The 26,998-nt window shown below is 41.1% G+C and carries 23 protein-coding genes and 1 tRNA gene; 18 read left to right on the forward strand and 6 right to left on the reverse strand.

What is annotated here, in order from left to right; genetic code table 11:
- The first annotated feature begins 12 nt into the window (after positions 1 to 12).
- Both DX873_RS13350 and DX873_RS13355 read left to right on the forward strand, forming a co-directional pair.
- On the forward strand, positions 13 to 1,860 hold the full coding sequence (locus tag DX873_RS13350) for a glutamate-cysteine ligase family protein (RefSeq protein WP_116184989.1): 1,848 nt from the start codon (positions 13 to 15) through the stop codon (positions 1,858 to 1,860).
- A gap of 2 nt (positions 1,861 to 1,862) precedes the next feature.
- Positions 1,863 to 3,059 (forward strand): succinylglutamate desuccinylase/aspartoacylase family protein, encoded by a 1,197-nt coding sequence (locus DX873_RS13355; RefSeq protein WP_116184990.1) that lies wholly within the window; start codon positions 1,863 to 1,865, stop codon positions 3,057 to 3,059.
- Between the two features lie 43 nt (positions 3,060 to 3,102).
- Here DX873_RS13355 and DX873_RS13360 read toward each other — a convergent pair whose 3' ends face one another.
- From DX873_RS13360 to DX873_RS13370, 3 genes are all read right to left on the reverse strand, one after another.
- A complete protein-coding gene (locus DX873_RS13360) occupies positions 3,103 to 3,828 on the reverse strand; it encodes an energy transducer TonB (RefSeq protein WP_116184991.1) in 726 nt (241 codons plus the stop codon).
- Positions 3,829 to 3,925: 97 nt separating this feature from the next.
- Positions 3,926 to 4,642 (reverse strand): DUF2490 domain-containing protein, encoded by a 717-nt coding sequence (locus tag DX873_RS13365; protein ID WP_116184992.1) that lies wholly within the window; start codon positions 4,640 to 4,642, stop codon positions 3,926 to 3,928.
- Between the two features lie 116 nt (positions 4,643 to 4,758).
- A complete protein-coding gene (locus DX873_RS13370; protein WP_116185249.1) occupies positions 4,759 to 5,718 on the reverse strand; it encodes an ROK family protein in 960 nt (319 codons plus the stop codon).
- 196 nt (positions 5,719 to 5,914) lie between these two features.
- Here DX873_RS13370 and DX873_RS13375 point away from each other — a divergent pair, with 196 nt between their 5' ends.
- The 6 genes from DX873_RS13375 (at position 5,915) to DX873_RS13400 (ending at position 12,576) form a co-directional block, all read left to right on the forward strand.
- On the forward strand, positions 5,915 to 6,706 hold the full coding sequence (locus DX873_RS13375) for a universal stress protein (protein WP_116185250.1): 792 nt from the start codon (positions 5,915 to 5,917) through the stop codon (positions 6,704 to 6,706).
- Positions 6,707 to 6,749: 43 nt separating this feature from the next.
- The gene (locus DX873_RS13380; protein WP_232520935.1) at positions 6,750 to 8,567 is read left to right on the forward strand and encodes an SLC13 family permease; all 1,818 of its coding nucleotides are present in this window, start codon (positions 6,750 to 6,752) and stop codon (positions 8,565 to 8,567) included.
- Between the two features lie 25 nt (positions 8,568 to 8,592).
- Positions 8,593 to 10,218: a phosphoenolpyruvate carboxykinase (ATP) gene (gene pckA, locus DX873_RS13385; RefSeq protein ID WP_116184994.1), complete on the forward strand. Its 1,626-nt coding sequence runs from the start codon at positions 8,593 to 8,595 to the stop codon at positions 10,216 to 10,218.
- 15 nt (positions 10,219 to 10,233) lie between these two features.
- Entirely contained in the window at positions 10,234 to 11,535 is a 1,302-nt protein-coding gene (locus tag DX873_RS13390; protein WP_116184995.1) for an ATP-dependent 6-phosphofructokinase, read from the forward strand.
- A gap of 67 nt (positions 11,536 to 11,602) precedes the next feature.
- A complete protein-coding gene (locus DX873_RS13395; RefSeq protein WP_116184996.1) occupies positions 11,603 to 11,902 on the forward strand; it encodes an HPF/RaiA family ribosome-associated protein in 300 nt (99 codons plus the stop codon).
- A gap of 47 nt (positions 11,903 to 11,949) precedes the next feature.
- Positions 11,950 to 12,576: a hypothetical protein gene (locus DX873_RS13400; RefSeq protein ID WP_116184997.1), complete on the forward strand. Its 627-nt coding sequence runs from the start codon at positions 11,950 to 11,952 to the stop codon at positions 12,574 to 12,576.
- 273 nt (positions 12,577 to 12,849) lie between these two features.
- Here the strand turns inward: DX873_RS13400 and DX873_RS13405 are convergent, their stop codons facing one another.
- Positions 12,850 to 14,244, reverse strand: coding sequence for a sugar porter family MFS transporter (locus DX873_RS13405; protein ID WP_116184998.1), 1,395 nt, complete (start codon positions 14,242 to 14,244; stop codon positions 12,850 to 12,852).
- Positions 14,245 to 14,280: 36 nt separating this feature from the next.
- Positions 14,281 to 15,525 (reverse strand): 3-deoxy-D-manno-octulosonic acid transferase, encoded by a 1,245-nt coding sequence (locus DX873_RS13410; protein WP_181899511.1) that lies wholly within the window; start codon positions 15,523 to 15,525, stop codon positions 14,281 to 14,283.
- 80 nt (positions 15,526 to 15,605) lie between these two features.
- On the opposite strand from DX873_RS13410, the gene DX873_RS13415 reads away from it, so the two are divergent.
- The 6 genes from DX873_RS13415 (at position 15,606) to odhB (ending at position 23,680) form a co-directional block, all read left to right on the forward strand.
- The gene (locus DX873_RS13415) at positions 15,606 to 16,760 is read left to right on the forward strand and encodes a DegT/DnrJ/EryC1/StrS family aminotransferase (RefSeq protein WP_116184999.1); all 1,155 of its coding nucleotides are present in this window, start codon (positions 15,606 to 15,608) and stop codon (positions 16,758 to 16,760) included.
- A 2-nt stretch (positions 16,761 to 16,762) separates the two neighbouring features.
- Positions 16,763 to 17,782 (forward strand): UDP-glucose 4-epimerase GalE, encoded by a 1,020-nt coding sequence (gene galE / locus DX873_RS13420; protein ID WP_116185000.1) that lies wholly within the window; start codon positions 16,763 to 16,765, stop codon positions 17,780 to 17,782.
- A gap of 95 nt (positions 17,783 to 17,877) precedes the next feature.
- Positions 17,878 to 19,155, forward strand: coding sequence for a metal-dependent hydrolase family protein (locus tag DX873_RS13425; protein ID WP_116185001.1), 1,278 nt, complete (start codon positions 17,878 to 17,880; stop codon positions 19,153 to 19,155).
- A 56-nt stretch (positions 19,156 to 19,211) separates the two neighbouring features.
- A complete protein-coding gene (locus DX873_RS13430; RefSeq protein ID WP_232520936.1) occupies positions 19,212 to 19,544 on the forward strand; it encodes a hypothetical protein in 333 nt (110 codons plus the stop codon).
- 97 nt (positions 19,545 to 19,641) lie between these two features.
- Complete coding sequence (locus DX873_RS13435) at positions 19,642 to 22,440, forward strand: 2-oxoglutarate dehydrogenase E1 component (protein WP_116185252.1); 2,799 nt, start codon at positions 19,642 to 19,644, stop codon at positions 22,438 to 22,440.
- 22 nt (positions 22,441 to 22,462) lie between these two features.
- Positions 22,463 to 23,680 carry a 2-oxoglutarate dehydrogenase complex dihydrolipoyllysine-residue succinyltransferase gene (gene odhB / locus DX873_RS13440; protein WP_116185003.1) on the forward strand — a complete coding sequence of 406 codons (1,218 nt, stop codon included), beginning with the start codon at positions 22,463 to 22,465 and terminating at the stop codon, positions 23,678 to 23,680.
- A 51-nt stretch (positions 23,681 to 23,731) separates the two neighbouring features.
- Here the strand turns inward: odhB and DX873_RS13445 are convergent, their stop codons facing one another.
- Positions 23,732 to 24,172: a retropepsin-like aspartic protease family protein gene (locus tag DX873_RS13445; RefSeq protein WP_116185004.1), complete on the reverse strand. Its 441-nt coding sequence runs from the start codon at positions 24,170 to 24,172 to the stop codon at positions 23,732 to 23,734.
- A 37-nt stretch (positions 24,173 to 24,209) separates the two neighbouring features.
- On the opposite strand from DX873_RS13445, the gene DX873_RS13450 reads away from it, so the two are divergent.
- The 4 genes from DX873_RS13450 to DX873_RS13465 all read left to right on the forward strand — a co-directional run bounded on the left by DX873_RS13450 (position 24,210) and on the right by DX873_RS13465 (position 26,980).
- Entirely contained in the window at positions 24,210 to 24,977 is a 768-nt protein-coding gene (locus DX873_RS13450; RefSeq protein ID WP_116185005.1) for a TatD family hydrolase, read from the forward strand.
- Between the two features lie 3 nt (positions 24,978 to 24,980).
- On the forward strand, positions 24,981 to 26,012 hold the full coding sequence (locus tag DX873_RS13455; protein ID WP_116185006.1) for an asparaginase: 1,032 nt from the start codon (positions 24,981 to 24,983) through the stop codon (positions 26,010 to 26,012).
- A gap of 67 nt (positions 26,013 to 26,079) precedes the next feature.
- Positions 26,080 to 26,167 (forward strand) — tRNA-Ser (locus DX873_RS13460).
- 78 nt (positions 26,168 to 26,245) lie between these two features.
- On the forward strand, positions 26,246 to 26,980 hold the full coding sequence (locus DX873_RS13465; protein WP_116185007.1) for a MotA/TolQ/ExbB proton channel family protein: 735 nt from the start codon (positions 26,246 to 26,248) through the stop codon (positions 26,978 to 26,980).
- Positions 26,981 to 26,998 lie beyond the last annotated feature (18 nt).

Genomic DNA, 26,998 nt, shown 5'->3' on the forward strand with positions numbered 1-26,998 from the left:
TTTCCTAATAGAATGGGAGAGCGTATTGCACAAAGTAAATTTGATGAAAAAGAGCGCATTGCGTTTGTTCAAAACCTTATTGATGATGTAAAGGCGTTGGAGATCCTTGTTGATCAAGGACTCATTGAGGATGATATCACCCGAATAGGGGCGGAACAGGAAATGTGCTTGATTGATAATGATTTTAGGCCTGCCGGAAGGTCAATGTCTTTATTAAAGGAAATAGATGACCCGCACTTTACTACTGAACTGGCGAGCTATAACATAGAAGCAAATCTAGATCCCTTCACGCTTACAAAAGGGTGTTTTGGCAAGGTAGAAAAACAACTTTTGGAATTCCTTGACAAAGCAAAAACAAAGGCCGAAAAGCTGGATATGCGGATTTTGCTTGCAGGAATCCTTCCTACTATAAGTAAAGCGGAAATGGAGATGGAGTATATGACTCCGATTCCCAGGTATTATAAAATCAATGAGGTTCTAAAGGATTGGCATGGCGATGATTTTCGAATCAAGATTCAAGGAGTGGATGAATTGTCCCTCTACCATGATTCCGTGCTTTTTGAAGCTTGTAACACCAGTTTTCAGTTGCACCTCCAGATTCCATCATACGATTTCATAAAAAGTTATAACTGGGCGCAAGCCATTGCAGGTCCAGTTTTAGGGGTGTGCTGTAATTCTCCCTATTTAATGGGCAGGGAACTCTGGAAAGAAACTCGTATTGCCCTTTTTCAACAGAGTTTGGACACAAGAAAGTGGATAAACGCTTTGAGGGAACAAGTTCCCAGAGTAGGTTTTGGGCAGCATTGGCAACATGAAACGGTTACTGATATTTTCAAGGAGGACATTTCCACCCATAGAATAATGTTGACCAAACCCATAACCCATAATTCTTTGCAGATATTGGAAAATGGAGCTATCCCAAAACTTGAGGCTCTCGGCTTGTTCAACGGAACGGTTTACAGATGGAACCGACCATGTTACGGTGTGGGCAATGGAAAACCCCACTTGCGTATAGAAAATCGATATATCCCTTCAGGGCCATCAGTAATTGATGAAATGGCCAACTTTGCCTTTTGGGTGGGATTAATGGTGGGCAGACCAGAAAAATATGATGACATGTCCAACATTATGGACTTTAGGGAGGCAAAGCTCAATTTTATACGAGCAGCTATCAATGGCAGAAAAACTGTGTTCTCGTGGTTGAACCAACCAATGCCCTTACAAAAACTTGTTCTTGAGGAGCTTCTGCCCATTGCGTATGACGGCCTTAAAAAGAGAAATGTGGATGAAAAGGATATTGAAAGGTTGTTGGGCATAATTGAGGCGCGAACCAAATTAAGTTCTGGTGCAGAGTGGCAAGTGAAGAACTATAGAAAGCTAAAAAAACAAATGAAGCCGGATAGTGCCGTTGTTCAAATGACAAAGGCAATGTATGAAAATCAACAGACAGGTTTACCAGTTCATGAATGGCCATTGATTACCGAAACTGATGAAATCAAGGAATCCTTTAAATGGGTAGGTCAGATTATGTCCACCAAACTTTTAAAGCTCCAAGAAGATGACTTTGCCAATTTGGCCACAGCAATCATGAAATGGAACAATATCCACCATTTACCGGTAGAAAATAACAAAGGTGAACTCGTGGGACTTTTGACATGGAGTCATATTGAAGATTTGGGCAAAATAAAGAACAACCACAATGTTCGCGTGTCGGAAATTATGATAAAGAAAGTAGTCACCGTACGTCCAAGAACAAAAATTACCACTGCAAAGAAGTTAATGGCAGATTATCAAATAGGATGTTTGCCTGTGTGCTCAGGCTCCAATTTGGTGGGTATAATCAGTAAAGTTGATTTATAAACATGTCCAAAGTCTATAGCGAAGCCCTTTCCGAAACATTGGATATTGAACGTATCATTGACCATTTTCAAGGAGAAAAAGAAGGTCCTACCCTGGTATTTTTTGCTGGGATTCACGGAAATGAACCTGCAGGGGTGTTCGCTCTAAAACATGTAATGCAGGAGTTGAAGATTAACGAAGCGGCCATTCATGGGGAGGTCTATGCCATTGCCGGGAATCTTGGTGCCTTGGAGAAAAGAGTTCGATTTCAAGAACAGGATTTGAACAGAATATGGTTTCCTGAGAAGATTGAGAGCATGGGAAGTAAAGAAGTTCCTGGTGTTGAAGAAAAAGAGCTTTTGGAGCTCTACAATACCTTGAAACAAATTTTGAAAGATGGCCGTCCTCCCTTTTATTTTATCGATTTGCACACCACTTCCAGTGACACCTCACCATTTATTGTTCTAAATGATAGTTTGTTGAACAGGAAATATGCCTCTAACTATCCATTGCCGACCATATTGGGTATTGAAGAGTATTTGGAAGGAGCATTGTTGAGCTTTATTAATGAACTAGGGTATGTGTCCCTGGGATATGAAAGTGGAAGGCACGATGATATTAAGGCCATAAAAAATAGTATGGACTTCATTCGCTACACCCTGGCCATCACAAGTGCTGTTCCCAGTTCCAAGAACGAGAAGATTGTGCTTAGAAACAAGGTTTTGAAATCCAGTGAGGTGTCGGACAAATTCTATGAAATCTATTACCAGCACGATATCACAGTGGGCAATCAGTTTAAAATGCTGCCTGGATTTATCAACTTTCAGGAAATTCCCAAGGGAATTGAAATTGCCATGAGCAATGGGGAAATCTTGACAACAGAGAGTAAAAGGCAGATTTTTATGCCACTGTACCAGGAACAGGGAAAAGAGGGCTTCTATTTTATAAGGCCTATACCAAAAATACTGTTGTGGATGTCAAAAGGGTTGAGAAGGTTCAAGGTGGATCACCTCTTGGTGAGACTGCCAGGTGTCAACTGGAAGTCCATTAAAAAAGATGCAATGGTGGTGGATCAACGTATCGCACGTTTCTTGGCCAAATCCTTCTTCCACCTTCTTGGATATAGGGCCAGGCAATTCAATAGTACCCATTTGGTGGTAAAGAGCCGTGAGACCGCATCAAAGACTAGGGAATATTCCAATACAGAATGGTTTAAATAAAAAAGGTCCAAGTTAAAAACTTGGACCTTTTACTTCTTGAAATTTATTTCATCACAAAGTGTATTGGAATACTGTATTTAACCTTTACAGGCTTACCGCGCTGTACACCTGGTTTTACCTGTGGTAAGGTAGAGATGATTCTCACAGCTTCTTGCTCCAAAAGACGGTCTGGTCCTCTTTGTCTGATCTCGGTTACTTGGCCCTTTGAGTTGATAACAAACTGGACAAAGACCTTACCGGTGATTCCCATATCCAATGCAGCTGGTGGATACTTGAAGTTTTTCCTAATATGTTCTTGAACCTTTTGGTTAAAACATTCTTTACGATCGGCTTGGGATTCGTAAACCTCGCATCCAGGGAATACGGGAACGTACTCAATAATAGCAAACGGAACAACAACATCATCCTCTACTTCATCCACTTCCACATCATCCACATTAACAACTACGTCTTCCACATATACGTCCTGACTACTTTCGGTACTCTCAATAACGGTCTCTTCTACATCTTCTACATCTTCCACTATTTCAATTACATCTGGTGCAGATGGTGGAGGTGGAGGTGGGGGGGTCCGAATCATTTCGGTCACTGGCACTTCCTCATCAAGATCATCTGTTACTTCAAGAACTTCAGATACCAAAGTGTCTTTCTCATAGGTCTTCAATTCGAAAGATTGCCAGGTAACAAATAAAATTACAGTAAGGCCTATCATGAAGTATAGGCTACTATTTCTACCTACGTCTACATTGGGATTCTTTTTGGGTTTCATGACTTTTCTTATTTTGTTGAAATAAAGTTAGATATGTCCCTAATCAAAAAACATGATAATCGTCAGGTTATCCTTTATCCCATTTTTTTTAAGATTTCTATTGTGAATGCTGAGCAAGGTCATTTTTGGTCAGATCCAGAGAGAATGTAAGTTCCATTCTTATCATATCTTCACTGGAAGCTTTCAAATGACGTTTCATGTACCCCAAATCCAATTTTAGGGATTTGGTCAGTCTTTGGCCAACACCGATGTAAAATCTATTCTGATCAAAAGAGGAACCTTCAACGATTAGGAACAATTCATTGAACGATCTTATATATATGTTACTACTAATTGGTTTTATGTATTGGAGGCGATATCGAATCCTATTGTTATGGTTGGCATCTTCGGAATTTAGGGTCCTGCGGTTTTCCCATCGAAAACGCTGAGCAAGAACATCCTTTCTAAGATTGAGATTAAAGACGTATTCCCCATAGAACCAAAGCTGCGATGAATTTTTGATGCTTTCGTTCTCTCCATAAACGCTGGAATTAAAGAAAGAGATTCCCGCTGTTAATTTTGATGATCTACTAAGCTGACGGGTAACCCCGGTCCTAACAAAGGAAAAACCGTATTGGTCCAACACATCGTTATGCTTCATAAGGCACACCAAGGGAATGCTCCAATCCTCATGTAGGTCAGCATTCCCTGAAATTACTGTCCATGACCCTGGATGGCCTTCATTTTCCATTTGGCCGTAAGAAGTGTTTTTAAGACCTGGGGCAATCAAAAAAAATAAGACAAACAAAACAGTAAAATACTTTGTACGTCCCATATGAATATGGTTTCTGAAGATTGGGTACAAAGTTTTGCCTCAATACTTTTAGTATAATATGATACTTATCATTTATGGAAATAATTTATGGAAAATGTATCAAAATAGGGTAGACATCAATGCTCCTGGGTTTCCCAAATAAGAGCTGCCGCTCCGCATATTGCTGCGGTCTTGCCATGCATTCCAGACTTGAGAATTTTGACTTTTCCTTTGTACACATCGAGCAAATATTCATTAAAATATCCCTCAAGTGGTTCCAGAATCCATTTTCCACTATTGGTGAGTCCTCCCATGAGAATGAAAGCTTCAGGTTGTGTGAAAGCCGTGAAGTTTGCCAGTGCCAGAGCCATTATCCTTGCAGTATAGTCAAAGGCCATTAAGGCTATTTCATCACCCTCTTCAGCAGCTTTAGTGATGTCTTCTCCATGAAGGTCGTTGTAAGCAATATTTCTAAACCGACTCTCGGTCATATACTTGCTCAACATATACATTATGGTCCGTTTTAATCCAGTGGCCGAAACATAAGCCTCAAGTCCTCCTTTTACTCCGAGTCCGGTTAATCGGCCATCACCAATGGTCATGTCCACATGGCCAAGTTCACCGGCAAAACCATCATAGCCATCAATTAATTGTCCGTTGGCGACTATGCCAGCCCCAAAACCGGTACCCAAAGTAATGACTATAAAGTCTTTCATTTTGTTTGCCCCTCCAAACAACATTTCACCTAAGGCTGCAGCGCTTGCATCGTTCATGATGCGCATGGGCATGGGCATTCTAAGTTTTAGTTTTTCAAGAATGGGTACCGATTCTTTCCAGACCAAGTTACTGGCATTTTCAATGGTTCCATTTTTACTGGAGGCATTTGGAGCACCAATTCCGCACCCCAATACAGAGACTTCGCCTTCCAAACTTTCTATAAGTTCATCGGAGGTGCTTTTTATTTTGTCCAAAAACGATTCCAGCTCAGGATATTCCCTTGTTCTAAAAAAAGTCTTGGCATGGCATTTTCCATGTTGGTCAACCAACCCAATTTTGGTTTTTGTACCTCCTATGTCTACTCCTATAACAATTTTCATAGCTCGTGTTATATTTTGATTGCCTTTGATAAAGATAACCATAAGGCCTTTAAAAATTAACGTTGTGGGCTGGTAAAAGGCAATATATTTTTATATACTGTAATGAAACAATCCAAAACTGATTTCTGTCATATTTTAGGTTATAGGGCGGTTCTAATTTTGGATCGTAGAGTTTAACAAGCTAAATTTTATGGGTATGAGCAACATTAAAAAGATTTTGGTTCCTTTCGATTTTTCTGAAGCATCTGTCAATGCATTACAGTATGCGATCAATTACGTAGGACCAAATCGACCTGTGGATATTTTGGCGCTCTATGTAGCGGCAATGCCCACAGCAGAATCTGAGGAAAACATGTTGAAAATGGACTTTGCCAAAGTGGTGAGGTCATTTCAGAAAAAGGCCAAAAAGGCCCCTGAGTTTATTACTACCACAGGAAATGTAATAGAATCCATCCTTTCGGTAAGGAAGGATCAAAATATTGATTTGGTTTTAATGGGAACCATGGGGGACAAAGTTACAGATGAGGCCATTACCAATACCTCTAAACTGGTTTTGGGGGCCAATTGCCCTGTAATATCTGTGCCCTTTGGATGTGAAATAAAACAACCCAAGGATATAGCATTGGTACTTGGTAAAGAAGAAATTGAAGACCGGGAAGTTTTGGGCACGCTATTGGATGTGGCCCGAACCTTTGACTCAAGAGTCCATGTACTGACCATATATAAGGAGTCAGTATATGCCGAAGAGTCTGTAGTTGACAGCACGGAAAACCTATTGGAATACTATCTGGAACATTTTTATGTAGAGCATTCCTTTAGTAAAAATCAAGATGTGGAAGAGGGTATTTTGGAATATATCAATGAAAAGAACATTGATATGTTGGTCATTCTGCCCAGAAACCATGCACAAAAGAGTACACCGTCAGAGGGCAGATTGACCCAATTACTGACTTTGCATTCTGAAATTCCTGTGTTGACTTTAGACTGATAACCCATATACTATAAAAGGCATGCTGCCACTGCTAATCATTTTGGGTATTACAATTGTTCTCTTCGTGTGGGGCAAATTTCCACCAGATGTCGTAGCGATTATATCAATGCTCGCTTTATACCTTTCAGGTATTATAAACCTTCAGGAATCATTGAGCGGTTTTAGTAACCCGACAGTAATAATGATTGCAGCATTATTCATAATAGGTGAGGGTTTGGCGAGAACAGGTTGGACCGCCTTGGCGGGTCGACGATTTGTGGAATGGGCAGGTAAAAGTGTTCCTAAACTATTAATAATAGTAACTATGGGAGCAAGTGTTCTTTCAGGTTTGGTGAGCAATACAGGTACGGTAGCAGCGCTGTTGCCAGTTACAGTATCGGCAGCTTGGAGCGCGGGAACATTACCTTCAAAATTACTGATGCCTGTTGCATTTGGGTCTAATACTGGAGGATTGCTCACATTAACAGGTACGCCACCAAACATTATTGTAAGTAACACGCTGGCAGAAAATGGTTTTGAAGGATTTTCATTTTTTGAATTTACCCTAATAGGCCTACCCTTACTAATTATTGCAATAGTGTATTTCAGGTATGTAGGCTATAGATTGTTGCCAGAGCGTAAAACCCTGAATAAGCCTGCTGACCTAGACGCTGAAATGTATAAATGGATTGAGGATTATAGTATAGGTGATAACTTATATCGATTACGAATTCGTTCCATGTCGCGGCTTATCAATACGAAAATTGGTGATTGGAGCTTTGAGGAAGATTATAAAGTATCAATAATGCGTTTGAGAAGAAGGCATCCCAGTCCTCTTCAACAAAAGGTACCCTTATTTGTTGAGTTGCCCGATCCTGAAACCGAAATGCGATATCATGATATTTTAACGGTTAAAGGAGAGCCTGGTGATATTGATAAATTGATAAGAACCTTTAGGTTGGGCGTGATTCCAACACCCCCCGAATCAGATGTGTTAAAAGAAGAATTTATTACCCAAGAGGTGGGAATGGCAGAAATGCTGATTACGCCTAAATCAGTTTTTGTGGGAAGAATATTTAATCTAGGCCATTACCTGAAAAAATCAGGCGTGCAGTTATTGGCTGCGTCACGTAAGAGTAGACCTTTAAAAGGTAAAATAAAGATTGAGGCAGGAGATGCATTTATAATCAGGGGGCCTTGGGAAAATATTGAAAACCTTAAGTCTCTCTACGAAAATGTGGTAATCATTGGTAGTCCAGAGGCAATGTCAAAAAATGTAGCCAAGCTTACACCGCGAAGTTATATTGCTTTGGGAACCTTGGTGCTGATGATTCTATTTCTTGTGTTCAAGATTCTGCCAGGTGCAATAGCAGCCCTGGTATGTGCAGGTATAATGATGTTAACCCGTTGTGTGCCAATTTCAAAAGCTTATAAAGGGATTAGTTGGACGAGTGTGGTAATGATAGCGGCCATGATACCAATGGGTATAGCACTACAAAAAACTGGGGTAGCTCAAGAAGCAGCCAATGGTTTGGTAGAGAGTTTGGGTAAATGGCACCCTGTGGCTCTTTTGGGTGGAATTTTCTTATTGACCACGATTTTGAGCCAAACGATTAACAATTCGGCGACTGCAGTTTTAATGGCGCCTATAGCCCTGATTGCTGCAACCTCTCTTGGAGTATCGCCAAAACCATTTTTGATTACGGTGGCAATAAGCGCATCGACAGCATTTTTAACCCCTGTGGGCACAACAACCAATGCAATGGTCATGTCTGCGGGCGGGTATAAGTTTACAGACTACGTAAGGGTAGGTGGGCCTTTATTGTTGTTATTTTTTGTGGCAACCGTGTTTTTGGTGCCTTTAATTTGGAAATTTTAAAACAACCTTGAAAATTAATATTAGAATGAGTACAGTTATGGACAACACGAAAAACTTAGAAAAGTATGGGATAAAAGATGCTCAAGTGCATTGGAATCTTGATCCCGAAACATTACAGAAGATTACCGTAGAAAAAGGAATGGGCGTAGAGTCAGAAAACGGAACATTGGCTATCAATACCGGGAAATTCACTGGACGTTCTCCTAAAGATCGTTTTTTGGTAAAAGACGATTATACCAAAGATAAAATCTGGTGGGGACGTATCAACAAACCGATTTCTCCTGAGAATTTTGACAGACTTAGAGGTGAGATAGTTAAATACTTGTCTGGTAAAGAGATTTATGTTCGTGATGCAGCGGTTTGTGCTGATCCAAGATATCAAACCAATGTAAGAAGCGTTACTGAGTTTCCTTGGTCAAATTACTTCTTAAAAAATATGTTCATCGGATTAAACGAGGAAGAACTTAAAGATTTTGAAGAAGAATGGTTGGTGCTTTGTGCTCCTGGTTATGAGTGCCCTGATCCAAAAGAGTATGGCATTATTGCAGGTAACTTTTCCATTCTTGATTATTCAAGAAAAATAGCCTTGGTTGGTGGTTCTGAATACCCAGGTGAGATGAAGAAAGGTATTTTTACTGCCTTGAATTTTATTCTACCTGTGGAAAAAGATGTATTGCCAATGCACTGTTCTGCAAACGTTGGTGAAAAAGGTGATACCGCTATTTATTTTGGACTTTCTGGTACTGGTAAAACAACCCTTTCCGCCGATCCTAACAGAAAATTGATTGGTGATGATGAACATGGTTGGACAGCTGAAGACACCATTTTCAATTTTGAAGGCGGATGTTACGCAAAAGTAATTGACCTTACAGAAGAAAAAGAACCGGACATTTACAGAGCTATTCGTCCTGGAGCACTTCTTGAAAATGTTGTGTTTAAAGAAGGCACTAAAGAGGTAGACTTTTTTGACAGTTCAATTACCTTGAACACAAGGGTAAGCTATCCATTGGATCATATTGATAACTTACAGACACCATCATATGCATCCAATCCAAAGAACATCTTCTTCTTAACTTGTGATGCTTTTGGTGTATTACCTCCAGTATCTAAATTAACCCCAGGTCAAGCAGCATACCACTTTATCTCTGGTTATACAGCTAAAGTTGCTGGTACAGAGGCAGGTATTAACGAGCCGGTACCTTCGTTCTCTGCTTGTTTTGGTGAGCCATTTATGCCATTGCACCCAGCAGTTTATGCTGAGATGTTGAGTAAAAAAATGCAAGAAGCTGGTGTAAATGTATGGTTGATCAACACAGGTTGGAGTGGTGGCCCTTACGGAGTTGGTTCTAGAATCAAGCTTAAATACACAAGAGCAATGATTTCTGCCATTCTAGAAGGTGAACTTGATCAAGTTGATTATGAAACACATCCAATCTTTGGTTTGCATATGCCAAAATACTGCCCAGGTGTTCCAAGCGAAATTTTAGATCCAATGAATACATGGCTGCAAAAAGGTGCTTACATTAGTAAAGCAATTCAATTGGCACACTCATTCCACATTAACTTTGATAAATTTGCTAGCGAATCATCAGAGGAAATTTTGAACGGAGGTCCACTAATTGATGCGCATCACGAGATGGATCACATGTAAAATCATAACAAGAATATGTTCCGAATAGAACAACTTGGAGAACCCAAATTTAAATCTCCCCTGCAGTTAAGCACTGTCAGGGGAGATAAAATCTTCAATTTTATCAAAGATTCCGATAGATTGGTCCTAGACCTTTCCTTGGAACATTACAACCAAATTTTACATACAGGCGAAGAACCTCCAAGCTTGGAGAAGGCGGGCCCCAGACAAGATATTTTCTATGACCCTAAAAAAGTGACCGCCGCTATTGTAACCTGCGGGGGACTATGTCCCGGTATTAACAATGTAATCAGGGGAGTGGTTATGGCGCTCCATTACTTTTATGGGGTAAAACGAATCATAGGTGTCCCATATGGGTACGAAGGCCTCAATCCTGAAAAAGGACACAAATTAGTAGAGCTGTCACCCGATAATGTAAAAGAGATCCATCAGTTTGGAGGAACATTTTTAGGTTCTTCCAGAGGAGGGCAAGATGTGTCCATTATGGTAGATACTTTGGAAGCCAACAATGTGGATATGTTGTTTGCAATTGGAGGAGATGGCACCTTAAAAGGAGTTAATGCCATAGGGGAGGAAATCAAGAAAAGAAACGCACAGATCAGTGTGGTTGGCATACCCAAGACCATTGATAATGATATTGACCTTATTGATGAATCCTTTGGGTTTGAAACAGCTTTTGATGTGGCTAGTCCCATAATCCGAGATGCCCACAATGAAGCTACCGGAGCCTATAATGGTATTGCCATTGTGAAGCTAATGGGAAGAGATAGTGGTTTTATTGCTGCTTCGGCGGCATTGGCCATGCCGGTGGTAAATTTTGTGCTAATTCCCGAAATGGATTTTTCCCTAGAAGGCGAAAATGGTTTCCTAAAAGCTCTTGAGGCACGCTTGGTGCGCAAAAAGCATGCGCTTATTGTTGTTGCCGAGGGGGCAGGACAACATCTCTTTGAAGAAAAAAGTACCGTTAAAGATGCCTCGGGAAACATAAAACATTCAGATATCGGACTCTTTTTAAAAGCTAAGATAGAAGAACACTTTGCGGATAAGGATATTACCATAAAGTACATTGATCCTAGCTATATTGTAAGAAGTGCACCGGCCAACTCGGGCGATAGTGTGTACACCAATAGACTGGCCTACCATGCCGTACATGGAGCTATGGCCGGAAAAACCAAATTCATGGCCTGTAAGGTCAACAATCAATACGTTTACATACCAATTTCCGAAGTAACCAAGAAAAGAAAGAAAATTGATTTGGAGGGTGAATTCTGGTTCTCGGTACTACAGAGTACGGGCCAACCATTTTTCATGGGTTAAGAATGACTTATGTCATTTAATTTCTTTTTTTACTGAGTTAGCTTTGATATAAATCAAAACAATTATCATGGAAGTACATGTTCAATATCAAAAAATGAAGGCTAGTGAATCATTAAGTCAAATACTAATGAAAAAGCTGGACAAGCTGGGGGAGAAATACAGTTGGGTGATCAAGGCCAACGTACTTTTCAAACTGGAGAATGATAAGACGGGTATGGACAAGATTTGTGAGATTGAGCTAAGTGCTCCTGGCCCACGGCTTTTTGCCAAGGCAAGGACAAATGATTTTGAAAAAGCACTGGCAGAGACCATTAGTGAACTCAAACGTCAATTGGAAAAACGCCAAGGAACGTTTGCCACACATTAGATAGACCAAGATCATTGGCTGCGCATGAACTATTAAACTAATTTTCGATGAAACCTAAAGTCATATCCATTCTATTTCTATTACTGATGAGCTGCTCTTCCACCAAGCTCGTCAGCACCTGGAAAAATCCGGAAATAGTTTTGTTTGATGCTTATAAAGTGCTTGTAGTGGGTATGGCGCAGGACGAGAACGTAAGAGTCGATTTCGAGACACGTCTCGTACAAAAGTTCAGCGATAATGGCGTAGAGGCCATGCGCAGCATTGATCTTTTTGATGTAGAGTTTACTTCTTCTGAAAAATCAGAAGACGAGCTGACAGAGGTGGAACAGCAATTGCTGGACAAAGGTTTTGATGCTATTTTGTTCACCAAAGTGGTTGGAACCGAAAATAGAAGAACCTTTAGGGAGCGCATGAACAATATTGATGCAATGTTTACCCGTTTCAGCAGTGATTATTTAGAGCATCAGGACATTTACTACGACCCTGGTTATTATGAAACCTTCAATTTGTACCATGTAGAAACTTCATTGTACTGCATATGCGTGGGTAAAGAAAGGGAGTTGATCTGGAGGGGAAATCTAGAGGTAATGGAACCCGCTAACATGGACAAAGCTATTGATACGTACCTCAAGCTGATCACTGGGGCAATGTCTGAACAAGATGTAATTTTTTAATTGATTGGAAACAGCTATTTAAGAAGCTGAAAATTGGCATCTATTGAATAATCCCAACTAAATCCAGTAGTATACAAACTGGAATTGCAATCAGTATAAGAATCAGAACAATTACCATGAACCGCAGAAAGGCAACCATCATTTTGTTGCCAAAAGATATTTCATTAGACATAATAGTGTAATTTCCTTTCAATGTACGGAATTATTCACGTACCGAAGGTAAATCAAACTTCGATATTCGATTAAAAGCTATCTTTTGGGCATGTGATGTACCTACTTGTCCTTTTTTCCTTTTTTGGAACTCAGAAGTTTGCCCAATTCCTCTAGACTTTTTCCCTTGGTCTCTGGCATCATAAAGAATACCCAGAGCAATTGAAGCACCATCATAAAAGAAAAGAAAATGAAAATTGGCCAAGGATTATCCTTGAAGATTCCAATTTCCGAATCCAGAAAAGTTGGGGTCAATAAGGTAATCAGTGCGGCAAATACCCAGTGGGTCCCAGTTCCCCAGGACTGTCCGTACGAGCGGACTTTATTGGGGAATACTTCAGAAATGAAAACCCAAATCACAGATCCTTGTCCCACGGCGTGTGAAGCAATAAAAACAAGAATGAAGATTAGCAACAGAACGGAACTTGCTCCGGTATAAAAACACCAACCCACCATGGCCAAGCTCAAAATATAGCCAACAGAGCCAATGTACATGAGTTGTTTACGCCCCAGCTTGTCTATAAGGGCTATACCGACAAATGTGAAAATCAGGTTGATGAATCCTATTGAAATAGAACTGAAAAGCGATTCGCCCGAGGCCAACCCTGCCCGTTCAAGTATCTCCGGGGCATAGTATAGAACAAAGTTTATACCCGATAATTGATTGAAGAATGCAATCAAAAAAGCCAGAATCAATGATTTGTTGTATTTGCCAGAAAAGAGTTTGTCCTTTTCCTTTTCGGCCGTCTCTTGTATGGCAGCCTTAATCTGGGCAAGGTGAGAAGAGGCTTTATCAGGGTCAATTCCCAAAAGGGTGAGGGATTTGATTACCACTGATTCTTCACGATTCTTTAAAAGAAGCCATCTTGGACTATTTGGAATTCTAACCACCAACAGTGTGTAGATCAAAGCCGGTAAACCTTCTATGCCCAGCATCCATCGCCAAGCAACATTTTCATCGAAAAGATTTCCTATGAGATAATTGGAAATGAAAGCGATCAATATTCCAAATACAATATTGAACTGGTACAACGCTGTAAGTCTCCCCCTGTTCTCTGCAGTGGAGATTTCGGAAATATAGACGGGTGCGGCCACCGAAGAGGCACCTACACCTACACCGCCAATAAACCTAAAAAATGAAAAGCTGTAGGGTTCAGCGGCAACAGCAGAGCCTACTGCTGAAATGAAGTACAGCACTCCAATCCAAAAAAGTGTCTTTTTTCTGCCCAAACGGTCACAGGGGATGCCTCCAAAAAGAGACCCCAATACGGTTCCCCACAATGCCATGGACATGATAAATATTCCGTGAAAAGTAAAAATGGAATCACCTAAAAACCAATTGGTGTCCCAAATTTCTTTGATAGGCTGGTTGGCTCCACTGATTACAACAGTGTCAAATCCAAATAGAAATCCTGCCAGTGCTGCGGCTATGGAAATCTTAAAAATACGGTTGTTCATATGTGTTTGGTTGGTTGTATCAAAGCTAGGGAAAAGTTAAAGAATAGTTTTGATTTGTTGTAAAATTAACGTTGTTGCACCCCTATTGCTTTGCACATAATCACTGTTGATCTTTCCTGTTTTTTCTCTTTCGGTCTCAGCGGTAATGAACTTGTCCATTAACGTATTAAATTCCTCCGATCCTGATATGGAAAGAATCCCCTCTTTTTCCACTAGATCTTCTGCTTCCTTAAATCCTTTGTAGTTGGGGCCAATAATTACAGGAATTCCATAGACGGCGGGTTCTAGGGTATTGTGAAGTCCAGTGGCAAAACCGCCTCCAACATAGGCGATGTCTGCATAGCTGTAAACTTTGGTTAGTAGACCAATGGTATCTATCACCAAAACTTCAAAATCTTCCAGATTGGAATCGCCCATTTTGGAGTAACAGACTGTCTTTTTGTCCAGGGCATCAATGATATTGTCAACATGGGTTGGTTTTATTTCATGGGGAGCGATGACAAATTTTACGGAGGATTTTACTGAGTTGATATAGTCAATTAGGATTTTCTCATCTTCTGGCCACGTGCTACCTGAAACCAAGCACATGGACTCTCCTTTGAAATTGTTCATGAAGGACAATTCGTTATTCTGTTCCAAAATCTTAGATACCCTATCAAAACGGGTGTCGCCACTTACGGTTACATTTTCAAAGCTTATGGAATTGAGCAATTTTTTTGAAGTTTCATCCTGAACAAAAAAATGGGCAAAGCTTTTTAGTGCATTTCTCATGAAACCGCCAAAGGGTTTAAAAAATATTTGCCTTTTAGAAAATATAGCAGAGACCAAAAGGGTTGGGACTTTTCTTTTGTTCAACTCACTGAGGTAATTGGGCCAGATTTCGTACTTCACAAAAATTGCAAGGGACGGATGGACAATATCCATAAATTTTCGTGCATTGGTGATGGTGTCCATAGGCAGATAAACAACCAGGTCTGCGGCTTGTGTATTTTTTTTCACCTCGAAACCAGAGGGAGAAAAGAACGTAAGAACAATTTTGTAATCAGGATAGTTTGTCCTTATGCTTTCAAGTACGGGCAGTCCTTGTTCAAACTCACCTAAGGAGGCTACGTGCATCCAAACTACCTTGTCGTATCCCGAGATATTGCTCTCTAATTGGGAGAACGATTTTTTTCGTCCTAAAACAAACAATCTAATTTTGGGATTGAAGGCTGCAATAATGTTCAATGCCAACCAGGAAACTGAAATCAAAAGGCTGTAGATGAAACGTAGGACCAACATATTTCGCTAAAATACATTCTTTCGAGAATAGGGCGCTATGGTATCTTAATTTCTTAATTTTGAAGCATCAAAATAATCGGATGAAAAAAATACAAATGGTTGACCTTAAAGGTCAGTATGAAGGTATTAAGACGGAAGTGAACAATTCCATTAGTGAAATTTTAAATTCCTCGGCATTTATAAACGGTCCGCATGTCCACGCTTTTCAAAAAGAACTGGAAGACTATCTTGGTGTAAAGCATGTGATTCCCTGTGCCAATGGGACCGATGCTCTTCAGATTTGTATGATGGGCCTTGGGCTGCAACCTGGGGATGAGGTCATTACTGCTGACTTCACGTTTGCGGCAACAGTTGAGGTAATTGCGCTCTTAAATTTGACCCCAGTTTTGGTGGATGTTGAGCCGGATACGTTCAACATAGACGTCAAAGCCATTGAAAAAGCAATAACTCCAAGAACCAAAGCCATAGTTCCAGTGCATTTGTTTGGGCAATGTGCAGATATGGATGCAATCATGGAACTGGCCAAAAAGCACAATTTGTATGTTATTGAGGACAATGCTCAGGCCATAGGCGCTACCTATACTTCAAAAGATGGAACAAAACAAAAAGCAGGCACCATGGGTCATGTGGCTTCAACCTCTTTTTTTCCATCAAAAAATTTGGGATGCTATGGAGATGGCGGTGCCATTTTTACCAATGATGATGACCTTGCCCATACTATTCGTGGCATGGTAAATCATGGTATGTACAAAAGGTATTATCACGATGTGGTAGGGGTCAACTCAAGATTGGATTCCATTCAAGCCGCTGTTCTAAGGGCCAAACTTCCAAAACTGGACAGCTATAACAAGAAGCGAAGAGAAGCTGCGAAAAAATATTCAGAGGCACTCAAGGGGCAGGCCAATATTATCCTTCCTAAAACCACCAATGACTGCGATGGAATTTGTGACACGTGTGATTGCCATGTCTTCCATCAATACACTTTGCGTATTCTTAATGGCAAAAGAGATGCATTGGTAGAACATTTGAATGCAAATGATGTTCCCTGTGGTGTTTATTATCCCGTTCCCTTACACAAACAAAAGGCTTATCTAGATGAGCGATACAAGGAAGAGGACTTTGGAGTCACTAACCAGCTAATTAACGAAGTGATTTCTCTTCCGATGCATACAGAGTTGGATGATGAGCAGATTCAGCATATAACCAACCTGGTCATAAATTTTGTGAAGGAATAACTATGGAAATAGTCGTAACCGGAGGCCTGGGGTATATCGGTTCCCATACTGTTGTTGAACTCCAGAACGAAGGTTTTGATGTGGTGATAATTGATGATCTTTCCAATTCTTCTATAGATGTTCTGGAAGGAATTGAATCAATCACAGGAATGAAGCCTGCTTTTGAAAAAATCGACCTTCGGGAAAAATCAAAAGTCCAAGATTTCTTTTCAAAGCACCAGGATTTGGAAGGGGTTATTCATTTTGCGGCATCTAAAGCGGTTGGTGAAAGTGTTGAAAAACCACTTTTGTACTACGAAAACAATGTTGGGACATTGATCTACGTATTACAGGAACTGATTAAGAAGGAAAGAGCCAATTTTATTTTTAGCTCTTCCAGAACAGTGTATGGAAGGTTGGACAACAAGCCAATGTCAGAAGACTTACCGTTGCAGCCAGCAGAATCACCCTATGGAAATACAAAAAAGATAGGGGAAGATATCCTTGAGGACACCTGTAAGGCCCATCCAAACCTATCTACTATATCGTTGCGTTATTTTAATCCTGTTGGGGCCCACCCGTCCGCACACATTGGAGAGCTGCCACTTGGAGAACCGCAAAATCTTGTACCCTATATTACCCAAACCGCAATGGGAATCCGCGAGGAACTCAAGGTTTTTGGTGGAGATTGGCCAACTAAGGATGGCACCTGCGTTCGGGATTATATTCATGTTGTGGATTTGGCAAAGGCGCACGTACAGGCGCTTAAAAGGCTGCTAGATGCTCAGAACGATTCCAATTACGAGTATTTTAATCTGGGTACCGGAGAGGGAAACACGGTCTTGGAGGTTATTGAAAGTTTTGAAAGAGTTTCTAGCAAAAAGCTAAGGTATCGTATAGTTGACAGAAGACCCGGGGACGATGCCATGGCTTATGCGGATACCAAAAAAGCCAATAATGTACTGGGATGGAAAGCTCAGTCTACTTTAGATGAAGCTATAAAGTCGGCTTGGGAATGGGAACAGAAGATTAGAAGCAATTAAAATTCCAATGGTTTCCCACTTATTCATGTCCAACTCTGAGGTTGGTTCAGAATGTATACTTATTTTAGAAGACCAAATAGCTAACTCAAATAAAAATGAAAAAACTTCTAACTATCTCGTTGGGCCTTTTTAGTGCCCTAATGTTTTCCCAAGAGACCTATTTGCATTGCGGGCAGATTATTGATGTAGAATCTGGGAAGGTTCTTTCCGAAAAGACCATTGTCGTTTCAGGAAAGAAAATAAAATCAATTTCAAATGGTTATCAAACAGGAAGTGAAGGGGATGTCATTGTAGATCTAAAAGACAAAACAGTGCTTCCAGGATTGATAGATATGCATGTGCATATCGAAGGACAATCAAGTCCAAAAAGATATATCCAAAGATTTACGCTGAACGAAGCGGATGTCGCCTTTGAATCCACCATCTATGCCAAGAAAACATTACTGGCTGGGTTTACAACGGTACGGGATCTTGGAGGTAGTGGAGTAAATATTGCGCTCAGAAAGGCTATTGACAGAGGCACCATTATGGGGCCAAGAATTTTTACAGCTGGAAAGGCAATTGGGACCACGGGAGGACACGCCGATCCTACCAACGGCATGAAAAAATCATTGATGGGCGACCCCGGACCAAGGGAAGGAGTGGTAAATTCTCCTGAGGATGCTAAAAAAGCAGTTCGCCAGCGATATAAAGATGGCGCTGATGTTATTAAAATAACGGCCACGGGAGGAGTGCTGAGTGTGGCTAAAAGTGGACAAAACCCTCAATTTACATTGGAAGAGGTCAAAGCTATCGTGCAAACTGCCAAAGATTATAACATGTTGACTGCGGCACATGCCCATGGAGACGAGGGAATGCAAAGAGCAATTCTAGGAGGAATCAAGACCATAGAGCACGGTACTTTAATGAGTGAAGAAACCATGGAACTCATGGTGAAGCATAATACATATTTGGTTCCCACTATTACTGCTGGAAAACAAGCTACAGAAAGCGCAAAGATTCCGGGTTACTTTCCAGAGGTTGTCGCCAAAAAAGCACTTGAGATTGGCCCAAAGAGCCAAAGAACTTTTGGAAAGGCCTATAAAAAGGGAGTGCCCATTGCCTTTGGAACCGATGCCGGAGTTTTTCCGCATGGTGAGAACGCAAGGGAATTTGGATATATGGTAGAAGCGGGTATGCCAATTATGGAAGCCCTAAAATCTGCCACGATAACCAATGCTTCGCTTTTGGGTGTCGGAGATGAACTTGGCCAGTTAAAAGATGGATTTTTAGCTGATATCATTGCCGTGGACCAAAACCCAAAGGACGATGTAAGAACTTTGGAGAACGTGGTCTTTGTAATGAAAGATGGCAAAATAGTCAAGTCTATATAAACCTTAGGTAAAACCTTGGACGTATATAAGGTATGCTGTCCAAATTGAACAATAGTATGGAGGTTTTGGAAGCTGCTCAGAGTAAGCAGCTCTACCAAAAAATGTTGGTGCAATTGAAAAAGGATTTTGAATTGGCCAATGTGGAATTTGAAATTTCAAATGAAATTAAGCCTTCAGAACTAAAGGGAAAACTCCACGAAAAACTCTATTTCTTGCTTATGGAAAGATTTCAAGATTATCTCAAGCTATTGTATGTGATTGATGTCCCGGAAAATGACGTCAAAAAAATCAAGAGTATAGATGTTGTTGATATTTCTGCAGAAGTATGTTTTTTGGTTTTGAAACGCGTTTGGACAAAGGTCTGGTTCAAAAACAAATACAGTGCCTGAAAGATTTTTCCAATTCCAGTAACGTTTATGGGCTGCCAATTGTATTTGTTGTATTTTTGATGAAATTTTTTTGATAGGTTTTAGTTAGAAGATGTCCATGGACAAATATTCATTCTTAAATGCTGCGCATACCTCATTTTTTGCGGAGCTATACGATAAATACCTGACCAGCCCTGATAGTATTGAGCCCAGTTGGAGGGCTTTTTTTCAAGGGTTTGATTTTGGCTTGGAGAGTTCCCTTGATGATTTGGGAATTGAAGTAGGGCAGAATGGAACAGTGGCTCTTGCCAATGGAGAACAGGTTGCCATACCAGATACACTTCAAAAGGAATTTCAAGTAATTCGGCTTATAGACGGATATCGATCTAGAGGACACTTGTTTACCAAGACCAATCCAGTAAGAAAAAGAAGAAAATACGTTCCCACCCTCGATATTGCCAATTTTGGACTTGGAGAAGAAGACCTGAATACAGTTTTTGATGCTGGTCGAATCATCGGGATAGGGTCAAGTTCCCTCAGGGATATTATAGCTCACCTAGAACGTATTTATTGTGATGCTATTGGAGTGGAATACATGTATATCCGTACTCCAGAACGCATACAGTGGATTCAGGATTGGCTCAATGTCAATGACAACCACCCCAACTTTACCCCAGAGGAAAAAAAGAACATTCTACGAAAGTTGAATGAAGCTGTTTCCTTTGAAAGCTTTCTGCATACCAAATACGTAGGACAAAAACGATTTTCCCTTGAAGGAGGAGAATCATTGATTCCAGCATTGGATGTGATTATTGAAAAGGCTGCGGATGCCGGGGTGAAGCAATTTGTGATGGGTATGGCCCACCGGGGGAGGTTGAATGTGTTGACCAATATTTTCGGGAAATCCCCAAAGGATATCTTCAGTGAGTTTGATGGAAAGGATTACGAGGAGACTATTTTTGATGGTGACGTAAAGTACCATTTAGGATGGACATCAACTCGGGAAACCGATTCCGGGAAGATGGTAAACATGAACATTGCCCCAAACCCTTCGCATTTGGAAACTGTCAATTCTGTTGTAGAAGGAATAACCAGGGCTAAACAAGATAGAGATCATCAAGAAAATACCTCTGAAGTACTGCCCATTTTGGTACATGGTGATGCTGCCTTTGCAGGTCAAGGAGTGGTTTATGAAATCATTCAAATGGCCAATTTGGATGGATACCGTACGGAAGGGACCATACATATTGTCGTCAACAACCAAATAGGTTTTACCACAAATTATTTGGATGCAAGGTCCTCAACCTACTGCACCGATGTGGGTAAGGTTACGCTCTCTCCCGTATTGCACGTAAATGCTGATGATGCCGAAGCGGTGGTACATGTGGCAACCTTTGCGCTTGAATATAGAATGCGATATAAAAGGGATATTTTCTTGGACCTTTTAGGCTATAGAAAATATGGGCACAACGAAGGTGACGAGCCTAAGTTTACCCAACCTCTATTGTACAAAGCAATATCAAAACATAAGAATCCAAGAGATATCTATGCGGAACGACTCATTGCTGAGGGTGTTATAGATAAGGACTATGTGAAGGAACTGGAATTAGAGTACAAGAAAAGTCTGGAAGAAGACCTGTTGGATTCCCGAAAAATCGAGAAGACCAGGATTACGCCTTTCATGCAAGATGAATGGGAGGGCTTTGAGCAAGTAACCGAGGAAACCATGCTAAGTTCTTTGGATACCACCTACGACATGAAGAAGTTGGATCAGGTGGCAAAAGGTATTACAGGGTTGCCGGAAGGGAAAAAGTTCCTAAGGAAATTGGAGCGATTGGTGGAAGCTCGTCGCAGAATGTATTTTGAGGACAATAAGTTGGATTGGGCCATGGGAGAACTTTTGGCCTATGGTTCTTTGATAGAAGAGGGCTACGATGTGCGTATGACCGGACAGGATGTGGAACGTGGAACCTTTTCCCATAGACATGCGGTAATCAAGACCGAGATGCACGAGGAAGAGGTGATATTGCTGAACGAGCTTGGGAAAAACCAGAACGGGAAGTTCCATATCTATAATTCGCTCTTGTCCGAATATGCAGTAATGGGGTTTGACTATGGCTATGCCATGGCAAGTCCAAAAACCTTGACAATTTGGGAAGCACAGTTTGGTGATTTTAGCAATGGTGCCCAGATTATCATTGACCAATACCTGTCATCGGCAGAGGATAAATGGAAGTTGCAGAACGGGTTGGTACTCTTGTTGCCACATGGATATGAAGGACAGGGAGCTGAGCATTCGTCTGCCAGAATGGAGCGTTACCTTCAGTTATGCGCAAAAGATAACATGTTCGTGGCCGATGTAACAACACCTGCAAACCTTTTCCATCTATTCCGTAGACAAATGAAGGCGGGTTATAGAAAACCATTGGTGGTTTTCACCCCTAAAAGTTTGCTAAGGCACCCTAAGGTGCTTTCCACAAAAGAAGAAATGGCCAACGGTAGCTTCCAGATGGTAATTGATGATGACACGGTTACGGCTTCCAAGGTAAAAAGTGTGGTTTTCTGTACTGGTAAGTTCTATTATGACTTGCTCGACAAAAGAGAAGAACTCAATAGAAAAGATGTTGCCTTGGTAAGGGTAGAACAACTCTTTCCATTGCCAGCTCAGGAAATGCGAAAAATCATCAAAAAATATAAATCCGCGGAAGAAGTGGTATGGGCCCAAGAAGAACCAAGAAATATGGGAGCTTGGGGTCATATGCTCATGCACTTGGATGAAGCCAAACAATTTAGGGTTGCCTCGCGAAGGGTCTATGGAGCACCGGCAGCAGGAAGCGCGGTACGTTCCCAAAGACGTCATGCCCAAGTATTGGAGTATGTGTTTGATAAGTCCAAGGACAATATGTTAATTCAATAAAACTAGATAAACGAGTAAAGGAATGGTTTTAGAAATGAAAGTTCCCTCGCCAGGGGAATCCATTACAGAGGTCGAAATTGCCGAGTGGTTGGTGGAAGATGGAGATTATGTGGAGAAAGACCAAGCAATAGCCGAAGTTGATTCTGATAAGGCAACCTTGGAGTTGCCAGCTGAAGAAAGTGGAATAATCACCTTAAAGGCAGAAGTTGGCGATGCAGTGGCCGTCGGAGAAGTAGTTTGTTTGATAGACACCAGCGCCGAAAAGCCGGAAGGAGATGCGCCAAAGGCAGAAAAAAAGGAGGAAGCTGTAAAAGAAGAACCAAAGCAAGAACCCAAGGCTGCTGAAACAGCCAAGGAGACCTATGCTTCAGGAACCCCTTCGCCTGCAGCTAAAAAGATATTGGATGAAAAGGGTATAGCGCCCGCAGCAGTTTCGGGTACCGGACGTGATGGTAGAATCACCAAGGAGGATGCTATGAGTGCAGTTCCATCCATGGGAACTCCAACTGGAGGAAATAGGGGAGAAACCCGCTCCAAGCTATCAATGCTTAGACGAAAAGTTGCAGAGCGATTGGTCTCTGCCAAAAATGAAACCGCCATGTTGACCACCTTCAACGAAGTGGACATGTCGCCCATTTTTGAACTTCGCAAGCAGTACAAAGAAGAATTCAAGGAAAAGCACGGGGTTAGTTTGGGCTTTATGTCCTTTTTCACCAAGGCGGTGATCAGGGCGCTTCAAATGTATCCTGCGGTGAATTCCATGATCGATGGCAAGGAAATGATCACTTATGATTTCTGTGACATCAGTATAGCAGTTTCTGGTCCTAAAGGATTAATGGTCCCTGTTATCCGAAATGCCGAAAACCTGACTTTCCGTGGAGTGGAAGCTGAGGTAAAACGATTGGCAATTCGTGCAAGGGACGGACAGATTACGGTTGATGAAATGACGGGAGGAACCTTTACAATTTCCAATGGAGGTGTCTTTGGGTCTATGCTGTCCACGCCCATTATTAACCCTCCACAGAGTGGTATCTTGGGAATGCACAACATTGTAGAGCGTCCTATTGTTAAGGATGGTCAAATTGTGGTGGCGCCAATCATGTATGTGGCACTTTCCTATGACCACAGAATAATAGATGGCCGTGAATCCGTAGGATTTTTAGTGGCCGTTAAGGAAGCTTTGGAAAGTCCGGAGGAATTGTTGATGGACGGTAATGTGAAAAAAGCACTGGAGCTTTAAAAAAAGGTCGCCTTGAGCGCAGTCGAAAGATGTTTCAAAACTAATGGGCCTTTACTTTTTTAAGTAAAGGCTTTTTTTATCGTAATCAATAATGGCCTTGCCTTTCTTAAGAAGGTCAGCGCCAATAATTCCATCCACAGGAAGCGCGTTGTGCGAGGTCAGGGCCTGGTTGACATGGACCAAATCAAAAAGCACAATTTTTTGACGGTTCTTTTTCCAATCCCCAATTTGGATCTTGTTTTTGGAAGACACCAAGGTTTCCATCTCAACCGCTCCGGCTCCGGCTGCTTTTACGTCTGAAGTTTCGGAGACCATCTCAAAGAATTCAATCTTATCTATGCCCACACAAGTATTGGAGGCTCCTGTGTCCAAAATAAAACGACCAGATACCCCATTTATCTTTGCTGAAATTTCAAAATGATTGGTTTCGGTCAATGCTAAAGGAATCCTTACATAACTTTTGGATTTCAAGAATTTTTTGAGTGATTTCATTCGCAAAATTTATTAAAGATAAACCTATTTTTGCGATATGATTATTACTGATACCCACACCCATTTATATAGCGAAGCCTTTGATGAAGACCGTGATGCCATGATCCAAAGAGCTCTGGATAATGGCGTAGAAAGATTCTTTATCCCGGCTATCGATTCCACCTATACACAAAGCATGTTGGATTTAGAATCTGACTATCCCGATAGGATATATTTGATGATGGGCCTGCATCCCACCCATGTCAAGGAGAACTATAAAGAAGAATTGGCCCATGTGGAACAATTGCTATCACAACGAAGGTTTTATGCTGTGGGCGAAATAGGAATCGATCTCTATTGGGACAAAACCTTTTTGAAACAACAACAAGAAGCCTTTGTATATCAGATTCGGTTGGCCAAAAAGCATAAATTGCCCATAGTGATACATAGCCGGGAATCCTTTGATGAGATTTTTGAGGTGCTGGAACAAGAAAAGAGTGATGATCTCTACGGGATTTTCCATTGCTTTACCGGAACCTTGGAACAGGCGCAAAAGGCACTGTCCTACAATATGAAATTGGGAATAGGAGGGGTGGTCACCTTTAAAAATGGGAAAATTGACCAATTTTTGAATCAGATTGATTTGGAACATATAGTTTTGGAGACGGATTCGCCATATCTGTCACCCGTGCCCTATAGAGGAAAGCGTAATGAAAGCTCATATATAACCAATGTCCTGGACAAGCTTTCGGAAATTTATGGTAAGTCCCAAAAAGAAATAGCTGAGATTACAACAGAAAATTCCAAAACAGTTTTTGGTATTTAAACCATGGAAAAAAGAACCAACATTCTGCTCATATATACCGGTGGTACCATCGGGATGGTCAAAGATTACAAAACTGGTTCGTTGAGGGCCTTTAATTTTGATGAGCTCATCAAGAACATTCCAGAGTTGGACCAACTGGATTGTACCTTAAAAGGTATATCCTTTAAAGAGCCCATTGACTCTTCCAATATGAATCCGAAGTATTGGGCCTTGATTGCGTCCATCATAGAGGAAAATTATAAGGAGTATGATGGTTTTGTGGTCCTGCACGGAAGCGATACCATGAGTTATTCGGCTTCGGCGCTCAGTTTTATGTTGGAGAACTTGGCAAAACCGGTAATCTTTACTGGCTCCCAATTGCCCATTGGGGATTTACGCACAGACGCAAAAGAAAACCTGATAACATCCATTGAAATTGCTTCGCTTCAAGAAAAGGGCAAACCAGTGGTGCAGGAGGTAGGCCTTTATTTTGAATATAAACTGTACAGGGCCAACAGGACCACCAAGATCAATGCGGAGCATTTTGAGGCGTTTGCCTCTCTTGACCACCCACCTTTGGTGGAGTCAGGAGTTCATTTAAAAGTGCACCGGTCAAATCTGTCTCAGCCGGTTCCTAAGAACAAACTTTTAAAGGTCCACAAGAATTTAGATGACAACGTGGTAATTCTGAAACTGTTCCCTGGATTGAATCAACAAGTATTAAAATCCGTATTGGGCATACCTGGTTTAAAAGCACTGGTATTGGAAACCTATGGTGCAGGCAACGCCCCAATGGAAGATTGGTTCTTGCAAGAATTAAAAAAAGCGGTAGAAAATGGCCTCCATATTATTAATGTAACACAATGCTCTGGAGGGGCGGTTGTCATGGGTCATTATGAGACCAGTGAAAAGCTTCGTGAAATGCAACTGATTAATGGAAAGGACATTACAACAGAAGCTGCCATTACCAAGGCAATGTACCTGTTAGGGGCCAAGATTTCCCCCAAACTCTTCAAGACAGTTTTTGAAACACCTTTAAGGGGTGAAATGCAGTAAAATTAACGCCTCAAATTTCTATAAATAATTATTTTTTTGTTTCTTGGTCGGCCCAACTGAGGTAATTAGAGAGGTGGCCGAGTGGTCGAAGGCGCACGCCTGGAAAGTGTGTATACACCAAAAGTGTATCGAGGGTTCGAATCCCTTCCTCTCTGCTAGGTATTTTAATTTTTCAATTACAAAATTTTTATATCTTTAACATTATTAACTAACTAAATTTAAGTTTGAAAGAAATGAAAAAAATATCCTTTACTCTGGCTGCTGCCGGAATGTTTGTTTTGGGAACTACAACTGCGTCTGCCGCAATGTTGCAGGATGAAGCTGCGGCTGAGGCTAGCAAAGGTTTCACCCAAGTATTGAAAGAACAATTTATCCAAGGAGGTCCTGCCTTTATGGGGATTGTACTTTTGTGTTTGATTTTGGGATTGGCTGTTGCCATTGAAAGAATTATTTATTTGAATTTGGCAACTACAAATACCACCAAACTTAAGCAGCAAGTTGAGGATGCTCTTGCATCTGGAGGTGTAGAAGCAGCTAAAGAAGTATGCAGAAACACCAAAGGCCCCGTTGCTTCTATTTTCTACCAAGGTTTGGATAGAGCTGGAGAAGGATTGGAGTCTGCGGAAAAAGCAGTTGTTGCTTATGGAGGTGTTCAAATGGGACAACTTGAGAAAAATGTATCATGGTTATCATTGTTCATCGCCATTGCACCTATGCTTGGGTTCATGGGAACGGTAATTGGTATGATTCAGGCCTTCCAGAAAATTGCTGCGGTAGGTAACTTGAGTGCCTCTTTGATTGCGGGTGATATCCAGGTGGCGTTATTGACTACCGTATTTGGTTTGATCACGGCGATTATACTTCAGATTTTCTATAACTATATCATTGCAAAAATCGATAGCATCGTAAATGACATGGAAGACTCCTCCATATCCTTGATTGATATGTTGGCGGCGCACAAGAAATAATTACGAACCTCATAAACT

The sequence above is a fragment of the Flagellimonas nanhaiensis genome, assembly GCF_003382275.1.
Classification (GTDB): Bacteria; Bacteroidota; Bacteroidia; order Flavobacteriales; family Flavobacteriaceae; genus Flagellimonas; species Flagellimonas nanhaiensis.